Here is a 23,063-nt window from a genome sequence, read left to right on the forward strand (position 1 = left end):
CATGAAAACGACCCGTCAAACCCTTAGCCTGCTCGGCGCCACCCTGCTCGGCGGCATGGTCCTGGGCAACAACGCCTTCGCGGTAGAACCGTTGGCCCAGGGCTACCAGCTGGCCGCCGCCAAGACCCCTGGCGAAGGCAAGTGCGGCGAGGGCAAGTGCGGTGCCAGCGGCAAGGCCACGCAAAGCGAAGGCAAATGTGGCGAGGGCAAGTGTGGCGCCAGCGCCAAGGCCGGTGCCGAGGGCAAGTGCGGTGAGGGCAAGTGCGGCGACGCCTCGTTCGCCCGTACCGACAGCAACCATGATGGCAAGGTCTCGCGCGAGGAGTTCCTGGCAGTGGCCAAGGACCGGGCGGCCGACTTCGACAAGATCGACCGCAACCACGATGGCTTCATTTCCGAGCAGGAAGCCCACGATCACCTGGCGGCGATCTACAAGGCCAATGGCAAGGCGATGCCCGACGGGCTGTTCAGCCACCTGACCAGGTCCTGAAGCCTGTCGCGGGGCCAGCCCGCTCCCACCGGCATTTGCCCTGTGGGGGCGGGCTGCCCCCGATGCCGACCCCTGCCATACGGAACCCTCCGATCATGCCCCAACACACCTTGCACACCGTTCTCGGCCTGCGCCGCGGCCTGCTGCCCGACCTGCTGACCATGGAGGCGGGCGCGGTGGACTTCCTCGAATGCGCCCCGGAGAACTGGATCGGTGTCGGCGGCGCCTTCGGCCAGGGCCTGGCGCGTCTGGCCGAGCGCTTTGCCATCGCCTGCCACGGCCTGTCGTTGTCATTGGGTGGCACCGCGCCGCTGGACCTCGGCTTCCTCCAGCGTACCCGGCAGTTCCTCGACCAGCACCAGGTGCGGATGTACAGCGAGCACCTGAGCTATTGCAGCGACGACGGTCACCTCTATGACCTGATGCCGATTCCGTTCACCGACGAGGCCGTCCACCATGTGGCCGCCCGTATCCGCCAGGCCCAGGACATCCTTGGCCGACGCATCGCCGTGGAGAACATCAGCTACTACGCCGCGCCGTACCAGGCGATGGCCGAGCTGGATTTCGTCCGCGCCGTGCTCGACGAGGCCGACTGCGACCTGCTGCTGGACGTCAACAACGTCTTCGTCAACGCCTGCAACCACCGTTACGACGCCCGGGCCTTCCTCGCCGGCCTTCCCCGCGAGCGGGTGGTGGGCATGCACGTGGCCGGTCACTATGACGAAGCGCCGGACCTGAAGGTCGACACCCACGGCGCGCCGGTCAAGGAGGATGTCTGGGCCTTGTTCGCCGACGCCTGCCAGCGCTTCGGCGCGCAACCCACCGTACTCGAGCGTGACTTCAACTACCCGCCGCTGGCCGAGTTGCTGGCCGAGACGGCGCGCATTCGCGACGTGCAACGTGCCCATGGAGCGTAAGACCATGACCGAAACCCTGCGCCACCAGCAGTTCACCCTGGCCCGCCACCTGCGCGACCCGGTCGGCAACCCGCCGCCGCCAGGTATCGAGGCGCGGCGCCTGAAGGTCTACCGCGAACTGTTCTACGGCGCCATCGAAGGGCTGTTGGCCGGCAGTTTTCCGGTGATGCGCCGGACCCTCGGCGATCAGCGCTGGCATGCCCGGGTGCGTGACTTCTACGCCCATTACCGTAGCCAGACGCCGCTGTTCACCGAAATAGCCGAAGCCTTCATTGACTACCTGCAGGGCGTCGCGCCGGACGCCCCCTGGCAGCTGGAGCTGGCGCACTATGAATGGATAGAATCGCAGTTGTACTTGAGCGACGCCGAGGATCCGCCCCACGACCCGACCGGCGACCTGCTGACCGGCGAGCCGTTGCTGTCGTGCGTGGCCCGGGTGCTGGCCTACCGCTGGCCGGTGGAGCGTATCGGCCCCGAGTATCAACCCGACGAGGCGCCGGAGCAGCCCACCTTGTTGCTGGTGTACCGCGACGCCGACCTGCAGGTGCGCTTCGCCCGGTTGGCGCCTTTGGCCTGGCAGCTGTTGGTGGGCTTGCCCGGCACCGGGCGCGAGCGCTTGCGGGCGCTGGGGGATCAGCACCTGCAGCAAGGGCTGCAGATGCTGCGACAGTTGCGTGAGCAGGGCATCATCGTCGGTACTCGAGATGCCCTGTAGGCGCGCGCAGATGTTCCGTCAGGCCACTGGGATCAACGGATCGGCTGCCGCCAGCGCTGCCGCGCGGTCGGCCGCCGGCGGATAGATCCATATTGAATTGATCTGTTGCTTGAGCTGCTTGGCCTCGGCCTTGTCCGTCGGCGGCGAGACCGTGCGCTCCCAGCCTTCGGTGTACACCGCGCCCCAGGCGCCCAGGTCCAGGCAGGTGACGTACTTGGGCTGGCTGTAGGTCATCGGTGCCACGCCGATCAGCTCGGCGGCGGCATTGTTGCCGGCGTAGCGGCCCAGCGGAATGGCATGCTGGCAGGACATCACCGCGTGGTTGCCAGCCTCGTCGCAGGCAGCGTAGGCGACATCGCCCGCGGCATACACCGCCGGGTTGCCGATGACCTTGAGGTTGCCATCCACATGCAGGCGGCCCTGGCGGTCGCGTTCGCCGCTGATCTGCTCGGTCAGCGGGTTGGCCTTGAAACCCACGGTCCAGACAACGGTGTTGGCGGCGATGCGTTCACCGTTGTCCAGCAGCACGCCGCCGCCATCCACCGAGGCCACCGTGGCGCCGCAGATCCACTCGATCCCCAGCGCCGCCGATGCCTGTTCGATGGCCGGGCGGATACCGTCGCCGAGGGCGGCGCCGATCTTCGCGCCGCGGTCGACCACGACGATGCGCGGCTTGACCTTGTCGCCCAGGATCGCTCGCAGCCGGCTGGGCAGCTCGGTGGCGGTCTCGATGCCGGTGAAGCCGCCACCGGCCACCACCACAGTATTGCGTGCGGGGCTGTCGGGGCGGGCGGCCAGGGACTTGAGGTGTTCTTCCAGGCGGGTGGCCGAGTCGATCTTGTCGACATCGAAGGCGTGCTGGTCGAAGCCTTCCAGCGCCGGGCGGTTGAGCAGGCTGCCGCAGGCCATGATCAGGCGGTCGTAACCCAGCTTGGCCTCGATGCCACCCGCCTGACGGTAGGCCACCTGCTGGTTGGTCTGGTCGATGTGGTAGGCCGTGCCTTTGACGAAGCGCACGTTGACCGCGTCGAACACCGCCTGCAAGGGAGCGGCCATGGTGTGTACGTCGGGTTCGTAGAAGCGTGGGCGGATGTGCAGCTCCGCCTGGGGCGCGAGCACGGTGATCAGCACGTCGTCGCGTTTGTGCAGGTCGAGCAGGCGGGCGGCGCCGAGGGCGCTCCACAGCCCGGCGAAGCCTGCGCCAATGATCAGGATCTGTTTCATGAGGGGCTCCTGGATGCCGCGATTATCGATGTTGTCGCTGCGGCAGTAGAAAAAGGTTACGCCTAGTGAGTGAGCCTGGATTACGGCCCGATAGGCGTGCTGCAGATGCTAAGCGCCCCCCAGGTTTGTCCCTAGGCCAAAGAACCCTGGATTTCGGCCAGCGGCACGCCGCGGGCGAAGCGCGCCCGATAGTCCCGCGGGGTCACCGCCAGGTGACGCTGGAACGCCAGGCGCATGCGCTCCTCGCTGCCGAACCCGCAGTGGCGGGCGACCTGCTCGATATGCTGGTCGGAGTTTTCCAGCAAGCGGCGCGCCGCCTCCAGGCGGAACACCTCGATGGCCTTGGCCGGGGTGCGGCCGGTCTTGTGCTTGTACACCCGGGTGAAGTTGCGCAGGCTCATGCGCGCCTGTTCGGCCAGCCGCTCGACCGTCAGCCGCGGGTTGCCCAGGTGCTCGCTGAGCCATAGGTGCAGGGTCTCGAAGGCGTCGCTGTCCTCGCCCTGGGCCTTGAGCAGTTCGCTGAACTGCGCCTGGCCGCCGGGGCGCTTGAGGAACACCACCAATTCGCGGGCCACCTGCATGGCCACCTCGCGGCCGCAGTCGGCCTCGACCAGGGCCAGCGCCAGGTCGATGCCGGCGCTGACGCCGGCCGAAGTCCATACCTGATCCTGCTGCACGAAGATCGATTCGGCATCCACTTCGATGGCCGGGAAGCGTCGGTGCAGGGCATCGCACATCGCCCAGTGGGTGGCGGCCCGGCGGCCATCGAGCAGGCCGGCGGCGGCCAGCAGGAAGGTGCCGCTGCATACCGAAGCGGTACGTCGGGCGCGTTGGGCGGCCTGGGCCAGCCAGGCGACCAGTTCGGCGTGATCGGGGAGGGTGCGGACGATCTCCGGGGCGCCGGGCACGACCAGCGTGTCGAAGGGCTCGTGCAGCCAGGGCGCCAGTGGCTCGGTGGCGACGGCCAGGCCCTCGGCGGTGGCCACCAGGCCCCCTTCGAGGCTGGCAGTGACCACCCGGTAGCCGGGCAGGCCGCGCGCGGCGCGAGCCTTGGTCGCGGCCCAGAACACCGTCTGCGCGCCGCTGAGGTCGAGCAGGCCCATCTGCGGGTAGGCGAGGAACAGCAAGGTGCGCGGCTGGTCAAGCGCGTGCACGGGCGCTGCGGGAATCTGCGGGATGTCGGTCATGGCGCGCTGCTTGTGGACGGGGCTTAGGCCCTAGTCGAGCAGGTGGCGCGATGATGTTCAAGCACGACGCGATGGCCGTCAGACCTGGCTCTTGCGGGCGCGGGGCAGGCCTGCTCCCACGCTGTTACCTGGCCGACCTAGGCTCTGTACGAAAAGCCTTGATACTTGTTCATGCTACGTTGAAAACAGCCTCGGAATGCTCATGTACTCCAGTACAGTCGGGCGCGACCCCGGGCGTTCCTCGGCTGTTTTCGCCTTGCCTGACCTGCGTCTCAAGACTTCTCGTACAGAACCTAGAAGCTGTAGTCCACCGTGGCGAAGTACGAGCGCGGCGCGCCCAGCAGCCACTGTTCGCCGCTGTAGCTCGACTGGGCGTACTCACGATCGAACAGGTTGTTCACCTGCAGGCCCAGGCGCACGTCGGGCAGCACCTGCCAGCCGATGTTGGCATCGACCACGGTGTAGCCCGGCACGCGTTGGTCATTGGCGGCGCTGGTATAGCGGGCGTCTACGTAGCGCAGGCCGATGCCGGTGTCGACGCTTTGCCCGAAGCCTTTGCTCAACCACAGGTTGGCGGTACGACGTGGGACGTCCTGCGGGTGGTTGCCAGACCGGTCGTAGGAAACGCCTCGGCTGAGTTGAGTGAAATCATCGTACTTGGCGCGCACCAAGGCGGCGTTGCCCGACAGTTGCCATTGATTGCCCAGAGCCAGCTCCAGGCTTGCCTCCAGGCCATCGGAGGTCTGTTGGCCTGCCTGCTGGCTGCGTTTAGAGACCACGTCGTACACCGGCAGCTTCTTCTTGACGATGTGGTAGGCCGCCAACGTCCATTCGCCGCGTCCGTCCCAGAACCGTTGCTTGAGGCCGAATTCGGTCTGCTTGGCTTCGGTCAGTTCAAGGCGTTGCTCCGGGCGCAGGGTCAGCAGGTCACCGACACCATCCTCGCTGGTGGAGTACTGGCCGTACACCGACAGGTCGTCAGTCAGCGCGTACACCAGGCCGGCGCGCCAGTTGCCGCCACGCAGGCTCTGGTCTTCGCGAGTGTCCTTCACCAGGTCGTTGCGGTCGATGTGGTTCTGGTCGCGGCGTATGCCGGTGACCAGCGACAGGCGCTCGGTCAGTTGCGTGCGGTTTTCGGCGAACAGCGAGAAGGTGCTGGTTTTCGACAGCGTCTGCGGGCGCGTCGGATCGGCACTGTGGAACCCGCCGGGCGCCGGCCGCCAAGGGTCGAGCGGGTCGGTGTAGCCATCTTCGTAGGGCGAGTTGCTGTCGATGTTGAAGCGGATCTTGTTGTACTCGGCGCCCACCACGGTCCTGCTGGCCAGGCCGAACAGCGAGTGATCAAAGGTGAAGCTCTGGCGGTCGCCGATCTGCTCCTGGTTGTGCTTGATCTCCAGGAAACTGCCGCGCTGGATCACACCGGCATCCCAGGCGTATTCCTCGGCATTGCGCCAGTGGCGACGGCTCTTGATGTAGTACAGCTGGTTGCTGGCGCTGATGCTGTCGCTGATGGTCCAGTCGCTGGTCAGCCGTGTCCACTCATCGTGGTAGCGCTGCTGGTCATTGCTGACGTTGTAGTTCTTGTTGCGCACGCTGCTGCGCAGATGGCCGTCGATCAGCGGCGTGCCGTAGTAGTTGGCAGGTTGTGCGTCGCCGCGATCGTGGGACAGGGTGAAACTCAGGTCGTCACTGGCATCGAAGCGCAGCGCGCCGGAAAACGCCAGGCTGCGCGAAGCGGTGCGGTCGACCCAGCCGTTGCCCGCCTGCTGGTTCAGGGTGGCGCGGTAGCTCAGGCGCTCGCTCAGGCTGCCGCCGCTGTCCAGCCCCAGTTGCTGGCGGTCCCAGGAGCCATAGCCCAGGCGCAGGTGGTTGCGGATATCACCGCTGAAGGGCTTTTTCGGAATCACGTTGACCGTTGCCCCGGTGGCGCCTTCGCCATACAGCACCGAGGCAGGCCCACGGATCACATCGATACGCTCGACCATCCAGGGATCGACCGGGTAGGTGAGGGTGCCGGCGCCGGCGTACAGGCGCGACCCGTCGAACAGGGTCATCACCGAACTCTGGCCCGTGAAGCCGCGCGCCGACAAGCCGGTGCCGCCATCGCCAGGGGTACCGATGAAGGTAATGCCCGGCGAGCGGGTCACGGCATCCTGCACCGTGGTGTTGTTGCGCTGCTGGATTTGCGCGGCGGTGATGCTGCTAGTGCTCGCCGGGGTTTCCAGGGCACTGAGGTTCAGGCGTGAACCGGCCTGGGTGGGGGTGGCCAGGTCGACGGTCTGCGGGTCGCGGCTGTCGGTGATCGCCGTGGAGGGCAGGGTGAGCGCAGGGCTGGGCTGCTCGTCGGCCAGCGCCGGCAGGGACACGGCCAGGCAGGCCGCCAGGGTGTGAAGCTTGTTGATACGGGACATGTCGTTCCACTGCTGCAGGAAAGAATGGATCCCGGTGGAAAACACGCAACGGCGAAGCGCGCGCAGGCGCGCACGCGAATACCGGCCTGCGCCCGCCCACCGCGGGTTGCCAAGTGAAGCCTCAGGCCGGTCTCCGGGCTTGCGAGGGTCGTGAAGCCTTCACCTTCCCATGCGTGTGCACAGTGGTCTGTCGAAGGGTTCGCTCGCTTACCGTTGCGGGGGCAGCGCCGGACTTGTCGTGGTATCGACTCACCGGCTTCCCGTTTCACCCTGCGCGCGGCGGCGCAGGGCACCTGAAACTGGCGCGCATCTGACCACTGAACGAGCAGGGAGTCAATCGTCTGGAGGGGCGGGCTGAGTGAGGTTGAATGGCGGTTCAGAGCGGTTGCCGTCAGGTAGGCGTTGTCTGCGGGCAGGCCGCGTGGATTGGCGCAGGTCGCGCAGGGAGCTACCATCGGCAGCCAGCCTCCTTATCCAACACCAACAAGCCAAGGACGCGTATGACCGAGCAAGCCCTGTCCCTGCAACAACTCGCCGCCCCCGAAGGCATCTGCTACGGCTGCGGCTGTTCCCACCCCAGCGGCCTGCATGTGCAGAGCCACTGGGACGCCGACGGCATCCACCTGTCGTGCCGACATACCCCCGATCCGACCTTCACCGGCTGGCCCGGCCTGGTTTATGGTGGCCTGCTGGCCATGCTGGTCGACTGCCATTCCAACTGGACCGCCATGGCCTGTCACTACCGTGCCGAAGGCCGCGAACCGGGCAGCCTGCCGCGTATCGACTGCGTCACTGGCCAGCTTGGCCTCACCTACCTCAAGCCCACGCCCATGGGCGTCGAGCTGCTGCTCAAGGCCCGGGTCGAGGGTGAGCTGGGGCGCAAGACCCGGGTGATCTGCGAGGTCTGGGCCGGGGATGTACTGACGGTCACCGCCGATTCGGTGTTCGTGCGGGTCGATACCGAGAAGCTCAAGCGCCAGGCGCATGGCGACGCCTGAACTTGCACCGATGGGGTGGGGCTGGCATTGTCGAACGTGACCCGGCTGCCCGACAGGATGTTGCCATGCCCTACCAGATTCGCCCGGCCCGTGACGAAGACTGCGTGGCCCTGAGCCTCGTCGGTCAAGCGACCTTCGCCCTGGCCAGCCCGCCCGATAGTGCGGTCAGCGCCCAGCAGCAATACATCGCCCATCACCTCCAGCCTGAGCATTTCCAGGCGCACCTGGAGCACCCGCACAAGCGGTTGCTGGTGGTCGAGCGGGGTGGCCAGGTGCTGGGCTACAGCATGCTCGACCTGGCGCCCGGCAAGCTGGGTATTGCCGAAGCCGATCAACTGGCGGAAATCTCCCGCTGCTATGTACTACCCTGCGCCCATGGCAGCGGCGCCGGGCAATTGTTGCTCGCCACCACCCTGGCCCAGGTCGATGGCCAGGCGCGCCTGACAGTCAATGAGCTGAACGCCCGGGCGATCCGTTTCTATCAGCGCAACGGCTTCCGCAAGGTGGGCGAGGCTATCTTCCCTTGCGGCGACGAGCGGCACCACGACTGGGTGATGGTCAGGATGGCCGGAGATCATCTAGATTGAACGCCCCCAACGCGAAGGCACCCCCATGACCGAACTTTCCGCATTTCCCATCACCGGCAAATGGCCGGCGCGACACCCCGAGCGTCTGCAACTGTACTCGCTGGCCACGCCCAACGGGGTCAAGGTCTCGATCATGCTCGAAGAAATCGGCCTGCCCTATGAGGTGCACAAGGTCAGCTTCGAAGCCGAGGACCAGTTGAGCCCCGCGTTCATCTCCCTGAGCGCCAACAACAAGATCCCGGCGATCCTCGACCCCAACGGGCCGGGGGGCCAACCGTTGCCATTGTTCGAATCGGGGGCGATCCTGCAGTACCTGGCCGAGAAGAGCGGCCAGTTGCTGAGCCTGGACCCGGCCCAGCGCTACCAGACCCTGCAGTGGCTGATGTTCCAGATGGGCGGCATCGGGCCGATGTTCGGCCAGGTGGGGTTCTTCCATTTCTTCGCGGGCAAGGAGTACGAGGACAAGCGTCCGCGGGACCGCTACGTCAATGAGTCCAAACGCTTGCTGGCGGTGCTCGACCGCCACCTGCAAGGGCGGGAGTGGATGGTCGATGCATACAGCATCGCCGATATCGCCATCTTCCCCTGGGTGCGTAACCTGGTGGAGCGCTACAACGCGCGGGAGCTGGTGGAATTCGACACGTTCAAGGAAGTGCAGCGGGTGCTGGCGCGGTTCCTCGAGCGCCCGGCCGTGCAGCGTGGCCTGAAGATCCCGGCATGACCTCGTCGGGGGCTGCGCGGCAGCCCCCGTCGCACATCCTCAGAGGACCTGGTTCAACAGCCAGTACAAGCAACCCGCCAGCAGCATCGCCGCCGGCAATGTCAGCACCCAGGCCATCAGCAGGTTGACCAGCGTCTTGCGTTGAATCCCCGAGCCGTTGGCCACCATGGTCCCGGCCACCCCCGAACTCAGCACGTGGGTGGTCGATACCGGCAGGCCGAACATATCCGCCGCGCCGATGGTGCACATCGCCACCACCTCGGCCGAAGCGCCCTGGGCATAGCTCAGGTGGGTCTTGCCGATCTTCTCGCCCACCGTCACCACGATGCGCCGCCAGCCGACCATGGTGCCCAGGCCCAGGGCGATGGCCACCGCCACCTTGACCCACAGCGGGATATAGCGGGTGGCGTCGTCCAGTTGGCGCTTGAACAGCTGCACGTGGCGGGCGGTATCGGCGTCGTAGCGGGCCAGCTGGTGCTTGTCGATCTGGCGGATGGCTTCGCTGGCCAGGTACATGTCGTTGCGCACGTTGGCCATGGCCTCGGCCGGCACGCGCTTGAGCGAGCCATAGCCCTTGACCTCCTCGCCGATCATGCCGGTCAGCGCGGCCAGCGCCGGCAGCAGCTCGGGGCTGGCCTTCGGGGTGGCGACGAACGCGGTCAGCACCTGGCGTGGATCGGCCGGGGCGGGCGCGGGGGCGGCCCGTACCAGGGCCTGGCGGGTTACCTCGGCGACGGCCGAGAACTGCAGGGCCTGCTCGTTGGGCATGGTCTTGTTCAGGGCATAGGCCATTGGTAGGGTGCCGACCAGGATCAGCATGATCAGGCCCATGCCTTTCTGCCCGTCGTTGGAGCCGTGGGCGAAGGACACGCCGGTACAGGTGAGGATCAGCACGCCGCGGATCCACCAGGGCGGCGGCGTCTGGCCTTCTGGCGCCTGGTACAGCTCGCGGCGCTTGACCATCGCGCGCAGGACGAGCAGCAACAGGGCGGCGCAGGCGAAGCCGATCAACGGCGAGAACAACAGGGCATAGCCGACCTTGCTGGCCTGGGCCCAATCCACGCCGCTGGTGCCGTCACGCCCGTGCATTAATGCATTGGCCACGCCCACGCCGATGATCGAGCCGATCAGGGTATGCGAGGACGAGGCCGGCAGCCCCAGCCACCAGGTGCCGAGGTTCCAGATGATCGCCGCCAGCAGCAGGGCGAAGACCATGGCGAAACCGGCCGACGAGCCGACCTGCAGGATCAGCTCCACCGGCAGCAGGGCGATGATGCCGAAGGCCACCGCGCCGCTGGACAGCAGCACCCCGAGGAAATTGCACAACCCCGACCACACCACCGCCACCGAAGCTGGCAGTGAATGGGTGTAGATCACCGTGGCCACGGCGTTGGCGGTGTCGTGGAAGCCATTGACGAACTCGAAGCCCAGGGCGATCAGCAAGGCCAGGCCCAGCAACAGGAAAGGAGTGACGGTGGTGACGACGGTGCCGCTGGCGCTGACGTCCTGCTTGAGGCTCCAGAAGGTGTAGGCCAGGCCCGCCAGCAGCAGGCCGAAGAACAAGGTGAGGGTGGCGCGTCCGGGTTTGTGGGCAAGGGGTGGGCCTGGGGTGCGCAGGCTCAGGTCGGGCTGGCTGGCCAGTGACGGGGTTGCCATGAGGGCTCCGGTTGGCGTAGGGCGGTGGTGCCGAAGGTATACAGCATAGAAACAATTCGTTACCGGGCCGTGACCTCGATCAATGAAGGCCTTAGGCTGGTAGGGAAACGATGTCGCAGGAGTACCTGATGATTCGCTGCAAACGCGTCTACGAGAGCGTCGAGGTGCAGGATGGCCAGCGCGTGCTGGTCGATCGCCTGTGGCCCCGCAATAAGCGCAAGGAAGACCTGCATGGGCAGTGGTTGCGCGAAGTCGCGCCCTCCGATGCACTGCGCAAGGCTTTTCACGCCGGTGAATTGGACTTTGCAGCCTTTGTCCAGCGCTATCAGCAGGAACTGGCCGCCCACCCCGAGCATTGGTATCCGTTGCTGGACCTGGCTGGCAAAGGCAACCTGACCTTGCTCTACGCTGGCAAGGATACCGAGCACAACAATGCCCAGGTCCTGGCCCGGTGGCTGGAGGATGAGCTGGAGCGCCGTGGCCCGGCCAGTTCACCGGTGTGCTATGCCCCTTGAACTGATTCCCGCCAGCGATGACTACCTGACGTTTGCCCGCGACCTCACCCGCCGCGCCATGCTGCCGTACTACCGCGAGTTCGACCTGCTGTGGATCGAGAAAGCCTTCGACGAGGCCTGGGGCTGGCGCGAGCAGTGGCTGGTGGTCGAGGACGAACAGGTAATGGGGTTCTGCAGCCTCAGCCAGGATCGCCAGGCGTTGTTCATTCGCGAGTTGCACCTGTTGCCCGAATATCGAGGCCGCGGCGTGGGCGGCTGGGTGCTGGAGGAACTGGCCGCCTGGGCGGCGCAACGCCGGATGCCATGGTTACGGCTGATGGTGTTCGCCAGCAACCCGGCGCGGCGCCTGTACCAGCGCCGGGGCTTCGTTGAAGTGGGCATGGACGAGTGTTTCGTGCGGATGCAGCGCCCGGTCGCCTGAGCTACTACTGACGCAGCCGCACCATTCGCCCCTGGACCAGCGTCGCCTCCAGCACTTGTCCCTGTAGCGCCAGCAGTTCACCGGCCAGCAGGTTCTGCAGCAGCGCCTTGCCGTCGAAGGTATTGTTCCCTAGCTCAACCTCCCGCAGACCCTCGACCCGCACCACCGCCTTGCCCACCTGTCCCAGGCGATTGCCACTGAGCAGCAGCGGGCCCGGCAGTGGCGTGGCATTGCGCAGGCTGACGGCGTACTCCGGGGTATTGCCGATGCGATTGCCGACCAGGGCCAGGGCCGCCACCTCGCTGGCGTCCACCGCGCTGCCCTGGCTGCTGGCCAGCAGGTTGTCGTCGATCAGCAGCGGCGCCTCGGGCGTGGGCGCCAGGTTGCGCAACTGGATGCCGTTGCCCCGGCTGTCGCCGATACGGTTGCCCGCCAGCCACACGGCGCCGCGCTGGTCGCTGATTTCGATGGCGGCCTTGGCGGCGCCGAGTATCAGGTTGCCCTCGACCAGCGCCCGGGTCTGGCCGCGCAGGCGCACGCCGCTGTTGTTGTCGATGCCCCGCACCTGATTGTGATGCAGGTGCAACTGGCTGTCGCGGGCGTCGATGGCGTATTGCTGCGAGCCTTCGAAGCGGCTGCCGGCGATGGTCGCCTGGCTGTGTTGCAGCTCCACCGCGCTGGACAATTCGCTGAACTGACTGCTTTCGATCAGCAGCGTGGCGGGGCGCGTACCGATGGGTTGCTGGGTACTCAGCGCGGTGCTCAGACCCCGCGACAGGTTGGCGTTGTAGCCCAGGCGTCGGAGCGTCGAGCCGATCACCTGGGTGTGGCTGCCGGCCCAGGCCACCACGAAGGGGCGCCAGGCGCGATCGGTGTTGCCCGGTTTGTCGCCGGCCACGCTCTCCAGTGTCGAACGCTCCAGCCCCAACCAGCCCTGGTTGATCAGCGCGGTGCCGGAAAAACTGTACAGGTAGAGATGGGCGCCCTCGAGCAGCAGCCCGGCATCGGCGCCGATCATCAGCGGGTAGCTGAGCAGGTAGCCATCCTTGTAGGGCCTGAGCACCCGCGGATCGCGCAGCGCGTCATGCAGTTGCGCCAGGGTGATGCTGCCACCGCGCAGCACCACGGCTTGCGGGTGGTGTGCCTGGTAGCCGGCGATGGCGCGGAACAGGCCATTGTTGACGAACGGCTCGAACGGCCAGCTGCCGGCCTGGGACGAGAACATCGGTTGCAGGCTCACGCTGGCGCGGCCTGCGGGAGGCGCTCGACGGGCCTGTTCGAAGCTTACGGCCTGGCGGACCTGGCGACGCAGCTGGTCCAGCTGTTGCTGGTGCTGCGCCTGGGGCAGGGTGTCCATCACCGGCGCTGCCTGGGCGGTCGTCGCCAGCAGCAGGGCGGCCAGGCAGGAGAGGGAAAAGCGGCTGAACGGTGCCATGTAAGCGTCCTTGATCAAGGCAGGGTGGGGTAGGCCGGCTTGAGCAGGCCACCGATCTGGCTGTAGTTGTCCACCTCGCCGTCCTCGCTGTCGTACAGCTGGCGGGCGAGGGCGTGCCCTGGCCGGCGGGCGAGGAACGGGATCAGCCAGGCCAGCTTGTACGGCGCGACTTCGGCCTGGCGCTGCCCTTTGAGCTCGGGCAGGGTGTCCGGGGCGAGCACGCTGCGGGCGGCGAAACTGGCCAGTTGGTCGAGGATGCGCTGGTCGTCGTCGCTCCAGGCCAGGCCATTGGCGCGCGCCGATTCGCTCAGCAGCACCAGCGGCACCAGGGCGTACTGGCTGTAGTTGGCAGCCAGCCTGCTGCGCGCCACCTCCAGCGGCAGGTAGGCCTGGTCGCCCCTGCGCACGGCCTGGGCCAGGCCCCGGCGCAGGTTGCCGTCGGCCCAGCGGATGAAATCGTCGCGGCCCACCAGCATGCCGGCGGCGGCCACCGCCCAGGCGGCCCAGTAGTCGTGGTTGTTGAAGTACACGGTGGTGGACTGGCGGCGCGGGTCGTACTCGCGCATCACCTGTTCGCCAAGCTGGCTGAACCAACGGTGTTGCACGGGAGTGAGGCGGACCTTGTCGTCGGCCGCCGCCTGGGTCAGCAGCACCGCGCCGGCCATGGCCGCCAGCGCCCACTTGCGCGCCGCCATGCCGGTGTTGCTGGCATCCGGATCGAGCAGGGCACCGGCTTGCGCCCAATGCTCCAGCCATTGCTCCTGGCAGGCCAGGGCCATGTTGGCCTCCTGGGGCTTCTTCGCCTTCTGGAAGCGCTTGCCGGCCTGGATCACGCCTGCGATGAACTGTTTGACCTGCCGGGCAATGCGCTCGCTGTCGGCGTCGGGCGTGGCGCGCAAGGTCGACTTGCTGGCGTCGCGTTGATCGTACTTGCTCTGCAGGTGCAGGCTGCCGGTATAGGGTGGTGGCGGTTGCTTGCTGCAGGTCAGGCTGTGGTAGTCGGCGATCAGGGCCGACTGCGCGGTGGCGCGGGCGGGCCAGATGGTTTGCGCAGCATGGCCGGGAAAGGGCAGCAGGGCGATTGCAAGCAGCAGGGGCAACCCTGGCAGCGTTTTCACAGGCACAGGCGCGTCTCCACATCGGTGGCGGCGCTGCCGGCCTTGGTTGGCTCGAGGAATACCGAGAGCAAGTTGGCGCCGGCGAACTCGGGCGCCCGGCTCAGCTCCAGGTAGTACTGGCCGCCACCGACCGCCGCCTCGCGACGGAACCACACCTTGTCGCGGGCGCCGTTGTCGTAATAGACGATGATGTAGAAATCCTTGACGTTCCTGTCGCTCAGGCGGATGTCGAGAAAGCCCTTGGACACCGCCTGCCGGGCACTGCCGGCATTGCTCAGCAGTTCGATACGCTCGCCGACCTGCAGTGCCGGCCGCTGCAGTTTCGTGCCCAGTAGCTCCCTGGACGTCTTGCAGCCACCGTGTATCGCCGGCACCAGTTGGCGATACATCAAGGGCGAGTCCAGGCGGTAGTTGGCCGGCAGTTCCCAGACGATCAGCTTGGGCGGCGCCTCGGGCTTGTAGTCGGCGGACAGCAGATATTCCAGGAGCGAGCCGTCCTCGCCCACGCCGGGCAGCGCGTAGTTGAGCACATCCGCCTGCAGGTACTGTTTCAGGTAACCGTCGAAGTTGAACTGCTTGCTCTCGTCCTCGCGGGCCGCGGCATTGCTGTCGCCGACCAGGATCACCTCGGGGTCGGGCGCTTCGTCGAACAACGCATCGCTGCTATCGGCCATTGGCACGGTCTGGTAGCCGCGTACGTACTGGAACCCGTAGTTGTTGCCGCAGATGTAGCTCAGGGCCAGGTTCAGCGTGCCGTCCTTGGGTACCATCACGCCGGGCTCGGTGCTGTAGCGTTTCTTGCTCAAGCCACTGTAGAACGGCTGGCGGCGGATCTCCTCGGCCATCAACCTGGCCGTGGCCTCGGCGCCGGCCGGGGTCCAGTGGTGGTCGCGGCGGAAGAAGTATTCGCCCTGAGGCGGCTGGCGCACCAGCTGCATCATCGGCGCCACCACCGCGCCGCCCTGGCGCAGTTGCCCCAGGTAGGTGTCGAGGTTGCGGCTGGCCCGCTCGAAGTCGAAACCATGCAACTGGTCGGCGTAGAGCTTGTCGCGGTGCATCAGGCCGCGGATCGGCTGGACCGCCATGGCCACCTGGATGCCCTGGCGATGGAATGCGTCCATCAGCCGGGCGAACTCCGGGCGCATGGGCGCGGGAATGCCGAAGTCGTTGGTCAGGTCGACCATCGAGCGGAACAGCCAGCGCTCCTTGCCGGGGACGATCTGGCGCATCAGCTTCATGCGCCCTTCGGCATAGTGCTGCGGTTCGGCCAGGGCCGGGCAGACCATGCACTGCAGGTTCTCGCAGCCGGGCCGGGCGGGCTCGGCGGCCTGGCCGGGCAGGACCGTCAGCGCCAGGGTGGCCGCCAGGCCAAGGGGGAGGAAAGTGTTCATGGGCCAGTCATCCTTGCGGCGGTGTATCACTCGGTCGGGTCGATGCTGTTGGCCAGGCTCAGGCTGCGATTGCCTGGCAGCAGCACGTAGCTGTAGGAGCGGCCTTTCTTGAGAAACAACTCGTCGAAGCTGGCCACTTCCTGACCACCGACATAGGCGGCGAAGTCGATCTTGATTTCGTTGACCATGCGCGCGCCGGTCTGGCCCTTGGCCAGGGCCTTGACCACCTCGTGCTTGCCGTCGGCGGTGCGCAGCGTGGCCTGGGCCGGGGTCAGGTTGTAGAAGGCCACCTGGGCCTTCTTCGGCTCATTGACGTACTGGTCGGCGATCACTTGCAACTGCTTGCCGTCGTACACCACGGTGCTGGCGGCGTTGGCCGCCAGGGTCGGTTCGATGGCCGTGGCGCCGATGCCGATCCTGTGCACCCCGGCCGGCACGAAGCGGTAGCCGCTGAGCTGCCCCGGGGCGACTTTCTGCGGGTTGAGCTTGCCGCTGAGAGCCACGTCGATGCTGCGGTCGGACAGGTTGAGCACGCGCACGAAGGCCGAGTCGGCCGGGGCCACGGCGTCGTACAGGTCGGCATTGCCTTCGGCGGCCAGGAGGGAGTGGCTGGCGGCGGTCAGGGCCAGGGCGGTGAACAGGGGCGAAAGCTTCATCAGGTTCTCCTTGGGACGTCAGAAATGCGCGGGCTGGGCGTCGCGGGCAAGCGCGCCGGGGCGATGGGCAAGCAGGGTGCGCAGGGGAAACTCCCAGATCACGGTGTCGATCTGCGGGTTGTGCAACTGGTCGCTGGCGAGAAACTGGTTCATCGCCTCGAACGGCCCTCGGGCCTCCACGGCGACGGACAACAGGTCACGGTTGAGCGCTTCCTTGAGGAAACCGACGAAGTTCCAATCGTCGATCTTGCTGTAGCTGGTGCCCACCAGCAGCAGGCTCTGCGCCTGTTCGGCGAACAGTTCGTCGCTGCTCTGGGCGGCCTTGAGGGTCTCGTACAGTTCGATCGGATTGGCGCCGAACTGTGGCGCCAGGCGGGCATGGTCGAACTGCAGGTAGTTCATCAGGTCGCCCTTGACCGTCTTGTCGCCGGCCTTGTGCGAGACATACACCTGGTCACCGAGCAGGCGCGGGCGCTGGCGTGCCAGTTCATAGGCCGACAGCCGCGCGCCGTCCGGGCTCCAGTGGGTGTCGGACTTGAGGAACAGGCGCGGACCGGCCAGGTTGCGCAGATAGGCGTCACGCAGCGGCACCACATCCAGGCGGCGCAGTTGCAGGTCGGCGACGAAGCGGTCATAGAGGCTGGCCACCCGTGGGTCGAAGGCGCGCTCGGCATGGGTTGCATAGATATCCAGCTTCATCGGCAAGGGCAGCAGCACCAGGTGCTTGCCATGCTCGGCCAGTTGCTGCTCGACCTTGGCGATCTGCGCCAGCTGGCTCGCCAGGTTGGCGTCCAGGTCGTTGGGCACGCGGTACTCCTGGCTGGTGTAGAGCCAGCCGTCCTTGCCCAGCACCACGCCCTGGGTGCCCTCGCCGAACAGCTGGAAGCGTGCGTCGGCCCACAGCTGCACCGAGGGTTCGCGCAGGAACAAGCGCTTGTCGTAGATCTGCTCGAACTTGCGCAACAGCTTGCCGTCGACGAACAGGTTCCAGCTGTCGGTCTGGGCGCGGGCGAAGCTCAGCACAGGCGGCAGCGAATAGAAGAACATCGCCGCCAACGCCAGGGCGAAGATTACACCGTTGGCCTTGCTGGCCGTCTTCATCACCGGGTACACGGCACTCTCCTAGAACTGGAAATACAGGAACGGCGAAAACGAACTGGCCGCCAGGCTGCTCAGCGCCAGCAGGAAGCCCGCCCACAGCAGCAGGCTGTGCAGCACCCCGACATGACGCATGAAGTAGCCTTCCTGGTTGCCGGCGTAGAAGCGCACGTTGTTGATCCCGGCCAGGATCAGCCAGGCGACTGCCACCAGGGCGAAGGCCATGGCCATCTTCGAGGCGCCGAGCACGTACAGCTCCAGCGAGCCGAAGCCGTTCAGGCCCAGCAGCGCCCGGTAGATGTCGAGGCTGTGACGCAGGTCCATGGTGAAGAACAGCGGCATGCTCAGGATGATCAGCAGCGCGGTGCGCAGGTTGCGGCCCAGGCGGTACGGTGTGCTGACCTTGGTGGCCAGGCCGAACTTGCGCTCCAGCACCATGCCGATGCCGAAGAACAGCCCCCAGCAGATGAAGGCGAAACTCGCCCCGTGCCACAGGCCCGACAGCAGCATGGTCCACACCAGCGCCGGCAGGGCGCCGGCCACGCGCTTGCGCACCAGGGGCATGTAGATGTAGTCGCGCAGGAAATGCGCCAGGGTCATGTGCCAGCGCGACCAGAACTCGGTGATGCTTTGCGACACATAAGGCTGGTTGAAGTTTTCCGGGAAGCGGAACCCCATCATCAGCGCCAGGCCCAGGGCCATGTGGCTGTAGCCGGCGAAGTCGAAGTACAGCTGCAGGGTCGACACCACCAGGCCGAACCAGGCATCGCTGAACTGCAGGCTGCCTTCGCCGATGAACAGCACGTTGATCGGCGCCAGGCGGTCGGCAACCAGCACCTTCATGATGAAACCGAGCATGAACCGGCACACGCCCAGCGAGAACAGCTCCAGCGAGTGGCTGCGCTGGCGCAACTGCGGGGCCAGCTGGCTGTAGCGCAGGATCGGCCCCGCCACCAGGTGCGGGAACAGCGCGACGAAGGCGGCGAAGTCGATGAAGCTGCGCGTGGGCGTGGCGTCCTTGCGGTAGATGTCGACGATGTAGCTCAGCGCATGGAACACATAGAACGAGATGCCCAGCGGCAGGAAGATGTTCTCCAGGGTCCAGGTGTCGATGCCCAGCGGCGCCAGCAGCAGGGCCAGCATCTCGGCGCCGAAGTTGGCGTACTTGAAGTAGCCCAGCGTCGCCAGGTTGCCGGCCACGCCCAACCACAGCAGGCGCAGGGCCCACGGTTTGTCCGCGGCGTCCAGGCGTGCCTTGATGCCCAGGCCGAACGCGTAGTTCCAGGCGGTGATGGCGACGAACAGCAGCAGGAAGTCCGGGCGCCACCAGGCGTAGAACACGTAGCTGGCGGCAACGATCACCAGCGAGCGCCACCGCGGCCGGGCCAGGTAGTAGATAGCCAGGAACAGCGGCAGGTAGAGGAACAGGAATACGTTGGAGGCGAAGATCATGCTGGCCCGTCCTTAGTAGCTGATCACCACGCCGACACTCAGCTGGTAGTCGTCACCGCTGTCCAGCGCGCTGCCTGCGTTGAGGTAGCTGGCGCTGACCAGGGTGTTGACGTCCAGGCGCTTGCCGTCGAGGGCTACCGGGAACATCTTCCAGTAGTAGTTGAGGTCGATCATCTGGCCGACGTTGTCGCCCTTGCCGTGCAGCCCGGCGTTCAGTTCGCTCTGGCGTCGGGCGCGGGCATCGGCGGCCATGCGGATCGGCAGCGCGCCGCCCTCGTCGCGCAGGTTGAGCTGGGTCACCCGCAGGTCCAGGGCGCTGCGCGCGGTGGGGCGGGTCTCCAGGGCGAAGCCGTAGTAGCTCAGGTTGCGCAGGTCGAGGGCGACGAACGCACTGGTCAGGCGCGTGCTGTACGAGCCCTGGCGGGTGATGCGGTCGGACTGGATCGGGTTGAGCCGGAAGCCGTCGTTGTCGTCGTCCGGCTTGTCGGTCAGGCCGCCGCGCAATGCCAGGCGCGGGGTCCAGGGCAGCGTCTCGAAGCGCTTGCCGACCTCGCCCAGCGCCGCCCAGCCTTTGCTGGCGTGGCCGGTGCTGGTGACGCCGTTGCCGGCGGTGTTGTCCATCTTGCCGTCCAGGGCCGCCAGTTCCAGGTGGTAGTCGGTGGCCAGGGGCAGGTTGTCGCCCTTGAAGAACAGTCCGTAGCGCCAGCCCTTGAAGTCGTAGCGATCGTCGACGTCGTGGTCGCTGCGGTCGTTCTCCTGCATCAGGCGCACGCCGACCTGGTTGTTCGGGCTCCAGCGATAGGCGTACTGGCCCATCAGGTACAGCGTGCGCTCTTCGCTCGCGGCCAGCGAATTGACGTCGGTGTTGTAGTTGTGGAATTTCTGCCCGAGCGCGACGAATGCGTCGGAGAAGGTGTCCTGATAGTCGAAGCGCACCGACTCCAGGCTGTCGTCCCACCAGATGCCGTAGTCGTCGGCGAAACGTTGGCGGCCGAACGACAGCGAGAAGCGCGGGTCGTCGCCGATCAGGTTGCGTTTGACGTACAGCTCGCGCAGTTCGGCGTACCAGCCCTCGGGTTGTTCGCGGGCATTGTTGTTGGTCGACTCGTTGGCCAGGTTGCTCGACTGGCTGGAGTCGTAGTTCAGCCACAAGCGGCCATAGACCATCCACCTGGCCCAGCGTTTTTCCGGCGAGTACCAGGCGAACGACGGCTCGTAGCGCAGGCTGTAGAAACTCTCGCGGTCGCGGCCGACCTGGGAGTCCTGCGGCCCGTAGCCGGTCTGCAGGGTGAGCTTGTTGAAGAACTCCGAGGTGATCACCGGTTCGCTGCCGTCGACGGTCGCGACGCGCATCGGCGCGCTGCTGTCGGCGTCGGGGCCGGTGACTTCCTCGGCTGCCAGCACCGTCAGCGGCGCCAGGGCGAGCAGGGCGCCGAGCAGGGGTGGGTGCGCTTTCACAGGGTGGGCTCCTTCAACAGATCGTTGCGCACGGCCAGGGCGCGCTCGATGTCATCCTTGGGCAAGGTCTTGTCCAGCCGTTTGATCAGGCCACGGGCGCGGGTCTCGCCGAGGTCGAGGGCGATGCGGGCGTAGGTGTAGGCCTTGACCGGGTCGTGGCAGATGGCCCGGCCGCGCAGGTGCACGGTGGCCATGCGGTACCAGGCGGCAGTCGAGCCTTGCTCGGCCTGTTGCCGCCAGATGGCCAGGGCGCGCTCCTGGTCGGGCTGGTCGAGGCCGCCCTTGCTGTACAGGTCACCCAGCAGCAGTTGGGCGTCCGGGTAGTGGGCGGCGATCAGCTCGTCGATCAGTGCATGGGCCTTGTACGGGTCCAGGGTCAGCCAGTTATTGACCATGTAGAACTGGGCATCCAATACCTTGGCACGGGACGGGTCCTTGGCCCTAACCTGGGTAATCAGCGCCTGGGCCTGCTCGGCGTTGTGCTCGGTGGGGTTGGAGATCATGAAGTTGGCCTTGGCCACCAGCGCCGGCAGGTAGCCACGGGCGACGGCGTTGTCCAGCCAGCGCTGGGCTTCGGCGATGCCGTCGGCGCGCAACTGGTCGTCGGCCTTGTCGCGGGCCAGTTGCTCGGCCGTCGGCTCGACCTTGGCGCCCATGGCGCGGCTCTGGCGCTGCTCGCGTTCGGCGTCCAGTTCGGCGCGGGTGGTGCCATGGATGCTGTCCAGCAGCGCGCCGATGCGCTGCACCACCTCCACCGGCAGGCTGGCCATCTCCGGCTCCAGGCTGCGGGCGAAGGCGAGGAAGGCCGGGTCCTGGCGCTCGCCGAGGAAGCGGTAGTAGCGCTCGATGCCGCGTGGGTCGATGCGTGCTGCCTGCTGGTACCAGCGCTCGGCTGCGGCGCGGTCGCCCTGGCGCTCGGCGACCACGGCGCGATACAGCTCAGGGCGGCAGTTGAGCAGGCAGCTCTGTTCGTACAGCGCCAGCAGTTCGGCGGCGCGCTCGCCCGGGAACAGCTGCGGATAGACCAGGAATACCTCCAGGCTGGTGCTGGTGCTGCGCGGGTCACGGTCGTTGGGGTAGCGGGCCAGGGCCTGGCGCATCCACGCCTCGTGACTGCGCTGCAGGCGCGGGGTGCGGTCGAGCAGGCGCGCCAGCGAGGCCAGTGCCGGGATCTGGCCGTGGCCGTCGGCGAAGGCCTCCTGGTACAGGCTGACGATGTCCTGGCGGTTGGCACTGTCGCTGTTGGACAGCACATCGCCAAGCAGTTGCTTGGAGGCCAGGTCGCCACGCTCGGCGAGAGCGCGCAGGTCGCTCGTGACGTCGGCGCCCGGGTCCTTGTACAGCGCGTAGCGGATCTGCTCCAGGCTCTGCCCGGCCCAGCCACTGCCGGCGCAGACCAGGCCGAGGCCGGCCAGCAACAGGCGCGGGGCGTTCTTGGCGTTCATGACCTGCCCTCAGTTGCCGCTGCCGAAGGGCAGGCCCAGGTACAGGTCGACCGCCACGGCCTTCTGGTAGGCCGCCGCCGGCAGCGGGCTGTCCGGCTGGATGGTCAAGGCCAGGTTGTGGTTGAGCTCGTCGGAGCGGGCGTCCACCACCTTGCCGCTGAAGTGCTGGTCGAGGCCGAACACCTGCATGTTCACCGAGCGCACGCGGCTGACATCGGCGAGCTTGTCGAACGGCACATTGGCGCGCACGAACATGGCCTCGCCCTTGGGCAGCAGGTGCATCATCGGCGCGGCCTTGTAGCCATAGCCGTCCAGCGGTTGCGACGGGTACCAGACCTGGCAGTCGCACGGGCTGTTGATCACCGTCTCGACGCTGGCGCGGCCCAATAATGCCTGCAGGTCGCCCGGGGCAAGGTCGGCCAGGGCCTTCATGTCAGCCGGGCTGGTGAAGCTGGTGGCCAGCTGGGTGGAGATGTTCGCCAGTGGTTGGCCGGTGCGCACCTCGGTGGCGTCGGCCGGTAGCAGGTACTTCACGTAGCCGTTGTCCGGCATGCTGATGACCTGGGCGTTGCTCGCCACCGTGGCCTGCAGTGCCGGAATGCGGAAGAACAGCAGGTAGCCCTTGTAGCCGACGAAGCCCAGCGCGGCCAGGCCGGCAGCGGTGTACAGTGCGGTGCCGGCGATGGCCCTGAGCCGCTCGCCAGGCGTGCGCGCGCGGGCTTGCTGGTGTTTGCGCGCCTTGATGTAGTTTTCCCGCTGCATCACGTTGAACAGGCCGTTGATGTCGGCAACCTCACCCGACAGATAGGCGCTGATCAGGTAGCGCAGGATGTCGCGCTTCTGCGCGTCGAGGTCGACGAACTGCGCGCCGACCTCCTTGCCGCGCTGGGAGACGATGCGCACCTTGCCTTCGATCGCCAGGTCGACCTGGTTCAGGCGCAGCTGTATCGAGGCGTCGTACAGCGCGCCGATGGTCAGCGGTGCTTCGTGCAGCAGGCCGATGCCGCCCAGCGAGATGTCGGCCAGGTCCGCCTCGAGCGGCTCGCGCCCGGCGCCGGCCAGGCGTACCCGGGCGTTCATGCGGGTGCGCACGTACTGACGCTCGTCGATGGCTTCGTGGACGATGTTGGCCGGGGCCGCGGGGGTATTGGAAGTACTCATGTGCAGG

Annotated in this window: 21 protein-coding genes and 1 riboswitch; of the genes, 8 read left to right on the forward strand and 13 right to left on the reverse strand. The window is 66.8% G+C overall.

Annotation, left to right across the window (positions count from 1 at the left end):
- The first annotated feature begins 1 nt into the window (after nt 1).
- The 3 genes from C3F42_RS27775 to C3F42_RS27785 all read left to right on the forward strand — a co-directional run bounded on the left by C3F42_RS27775 (nt 2) and on the right by C3F42_RS27785 (nt 2,122).
- A complete protein-coding gene (locus tag C3F42_RS27775; RefSeq protein WP_031315297.1) occupies nt 2–490 on the forward strand; it encodes a hypothetical protein in 489 nt (162 codons plus the stop codon).
- Nucleotides 491–585: 95 nt separating this feature from the next.
- On the forward strand, nt 586–1,407 hold the full coding sequence (locus tag C3F42_RS27780; RefSeq protein ID WP_104445154.1) for a DUF692 domain-containing protein: 822 nt from the start codon (nt 586–588) through the stop codon (nt 1,405–1,407).
- A 4-nt stretch (nt 1,408–1,411) separates the two neighbouring features.
- On the forward strand, nt 1,412–2,122 hold the full coding sequence (locus C3F42_RS27785) for a DUF2063 domain-containing protein (RefSeq protein WP_104445155.1): 711 nt from the start codon (nt 1,412–1,414) through the stop codon (nt 2,120–2,122).
- An 18-nt stretch (nt 2,123–2,140) separates the two neighbouring features.
- On the opposite strand, the gene C3F42_RS27790 is transcribed toward C3F42_RS27785, so the two are convergent.
- The 3 genes from C3F42_RS27790 to C3F42_RS27800 form a co-directional block, all read right to left on the reverse strand.
- Nucleotides 2,141–3,346, reverse strand: coding sequence for an NAD(P)/FAD-dependent oxidoreductase (locus C3F42_RS27790; RefSeq protein WP_104445156.1), 1,206 nt, complete (start codon nt 3,344–3,346; stop codon nt 2,141–2,143).
- 131 nt (nt 3,347–3,477) lie between these two features.
- Nucleotides 3,478–4,533, reverse strand: a complete 1,056-nt coding sequence (locus C3F42_RS27795; RefSeq protein ID WP_104445157.1) for a GlxA family transcriptional regulator — start codon at nt 4,531–4,533, stop codon at nt 3,478–3,480.
- Between the two features lie 293 nt (nt 4,534–4,826).
- Complete coding sequence (locus tag C3F42_RS27800) at nt 4,827–6,944, reverse strand: TonB-dependent siderophore receptor (protein ID WP_104445158.1); 2,118 nt, start codon at nt 6,942–6,944, stop codon at nt 4,827–4,829.
- Nucleotides 6,945–7,050: 106 nt separating this feature from the next.
- Nucleotides 7,051–7,256: riboswitch (cobalamin riboswitch) on the reverse strand.
- A 188-nt stretch (nt 7,257–7,444) separates the two neighbouring features.
- Between C3F42_RS27800 and C3F42_RS27805 the strand changes: the two genes are divergently transcribed.
- From C3F42_RS27805 to C3F42_RS27815, 3 genes are all read left to right on the forward strand, one after another.
- On the forward strand, nt 7,445–7,942 hold the full coding sequence (locus C3F42_RS27805) for a PaaI family thioesterase (protein ID WP_023631478.1): 498 nt from the start codon (nt 7,445–7,447) through the stop codon (nt 7,940–7,942).
- A 65-nt stretch (nt 7,943–8,007) separates the two neighbouring features.
- Entirely contained in the window at nt 8,008–8,529 is a 522-nt protein-coding gene (locus C3F42_RS27810; protein ID WP_104445159.1) for a GNAT family N-acetyltransferase, read from the forward strand.
- A 25-nt stretch (nt 8,530–8,554) separates the two neighbouring features.
- Nucleotides 8,555–9,250 (forward strand): glutathione S-transferase N-terminal domain-containing protein, encoded by a 696-nt coding sequence (locus C3F42_RS27815; RefSeq protein ID WP_023631479.1) that lies wholly within the window; start codon nt 8,555–8,557, stop codon nt 9,248–9,250.
- A gap of 39 nt (nt 9,251–9,289) precedes the next feature.
- On the opposite strand, the gene C3F42_RS27820 is transcribed toward C3F42_RS27815, so the two are convergent.
- Nucleotides 9,290–10,906, reverse strand: a complete 1,617-nt coding sequence (locus C3F42_RS27820) for an inorganic phosphate transporter (RefSeq protein WP_094011366.1) — start codon at nt 10,904–10,906, stop codon at nt 9,290–9,292.
- 128 nt (nt 10,907–11,034) lie between these two features.
- Between C3F42_RS27820 and C3F42_RS27825 the strand changes: the two genes are divergently transcribed.
- Together C3F42_RS27825 and C3F42_RS27830 are read left to right on the forward strand one after the other, a co-directional pair.
- Nucleotides 11,035–11,421, forward strand: coding sequence for a DUF488 domain-containing protein (locus tag C3F42_RS27825; RefSeq protein WP_023632656.1), 387 nt, complete (start codon nt 11,035–11,037; stop codon nt 11,419–11,421).
- Nucleotides 11,411–11,842, forward strand: a complete 432-nt coding sequence (locus tag C3F42_RS27830) for a GNAT family N-acetyltransferase (RefSeq protein ID WP_104445160.1) — start codon at nt 11,411–11,413, stop codon at nt 11,840–11,842. Before C3F42_RS27825 ends, C3F42_RS27830 begins: the two co-directional genes overlap by 11 nt.
- 4 nt (nt 11,843–11,846) lie before the next feature.
- Here C3F42_RS27830 and C3F42_RS27835 read toward each other — a convergent pair whose 3' ends face one another.
- From C3F42_RS27835 to C3F42_RS27875, 9 genes are read right to left on the reverse strand one after another with little or no spacing between them, the layout of a single operon-like run.
- Nucleotides 11,847–13,277, reverse strand: a complete 1,431-nt coding sequence (locus C3F42_RS27835) for a right-handed parallel beta-helix repeat-containing protein (RefSeq protein WP_094011368.1) — start codon at nt 13,275–13,277, stop codon at nt 11,847–11,849.
- A 14-nt stretch (nt 13,278–13,291) separates the two neighbouring features.
- Entirely contained in the window at nt 13,292–14,401 is a 1,110-nt protein-coding gene (locus tag C3F42_RS27840) for a polysaccharide lyase (RefSeq protein ID WP_104445161.1), read from the reverse strand.
- Nucleotides 14,392–15,786: an alginate biosynthesis protein AlgX gene (locus tag C3F42_RS27845; protein ID WP_104445162.1), complete on the reverse strand. Its 1,395-nt coding sequence runs from the start codon at nt 15,784–15,786 to the stop codon at nt 14,392–14,394. Before C3F42_RS27845 ends, C3F42_RS27840 begins: the two co-directional genes overlap by 10 nt.
- Nucleotides 15,787–15,812: 26 nt before the next feature.
- The gene (locus C3F42_RS27850) at nt 15,813–16,442 is read right to left on the reverse strand and encodes an alginate O-acetyltransferase AlgF (RefSeq protein ID WP_094011370.1); all 630 of its coding nucleotides are present in this window, start codon (nt 16,440–16,442) and stop codon (nt 15,813–15,815) included.
- Nucleotides 16,443–16,460: 18 nt separating this feature from the next.
- Nucleotides 16,461–17,555, reverse strand: coding sequence for an alginate O-acetyltransferase (locus tag C3F42_RS27855; RefSeq protein WP_177182913.1), 1,095 nt, complete (start codon nt 17,553–17,555; stop codon nt 16,461–16,463).
- Nucleotides 17,556–17,564: 9 nt separating this feature from the next.
- Nucleotides 17,565–18,992, reverse strand: a complete 1,428-nt coding sequence (locus C3F42_RS27860) for an MBOAT family protein (protein WP_104445163.1) — start codon at nt 18,990–18,992, stop codon at nt 17,565–17,567.
- A gap of 12 nt (nt 18,993–19,004) precedes the next feature.
- Nucleotides 19,005–20,450 (reverse strand): alginate export family protein, encoded by a 1,446-nt coding sequence (locus C3F42_RS27865; RefSeq protein ID WP_104445164.1) that lies wholly within the window; start codon nt 20,448–20,450, stop codon nt 19,005–19,007.
- Nucleotides 20,447–21,895 (reverse strand): tetratricopeptide repeat protein, encoded by a 1,449-nt coding sequence (locus C3F42_RS27870; RefSeq protein ID WP_104445165.1) that lies wholly within the window; start codon nt 21,893–21,895, stop codon nt 20,447–20,449. Before C3F42_RS27870 ends, C3F42_RS27865 begins: the two co-directional genes overlap by 4 nt.
- Nucleotides 21,896–21,904: 9 nt before the next feature.
- Entirely contained in the window at nt 21,905–23,056 is a 1,152-nt protein-coding gene (locus C3F42_RS27875; protein WP_104445166.1) for a PilZ domain-containing protein, read from the reverse strand.
- Nucleotides 23,057–23,063: the final 7 nt, after the last annotated feature.

The sequence above is a fragment of the Pseudomonas sp. PONIH3 genome (assembly GCF_002934345.1).
Taxonomy (GTDB): Bacteria; Pseudomonadota; Gammaproteobacteria; order Pseudomonadales; family Pseudomonadaceae; genus Aquipseudomonas; species Aquipseudomonas soli.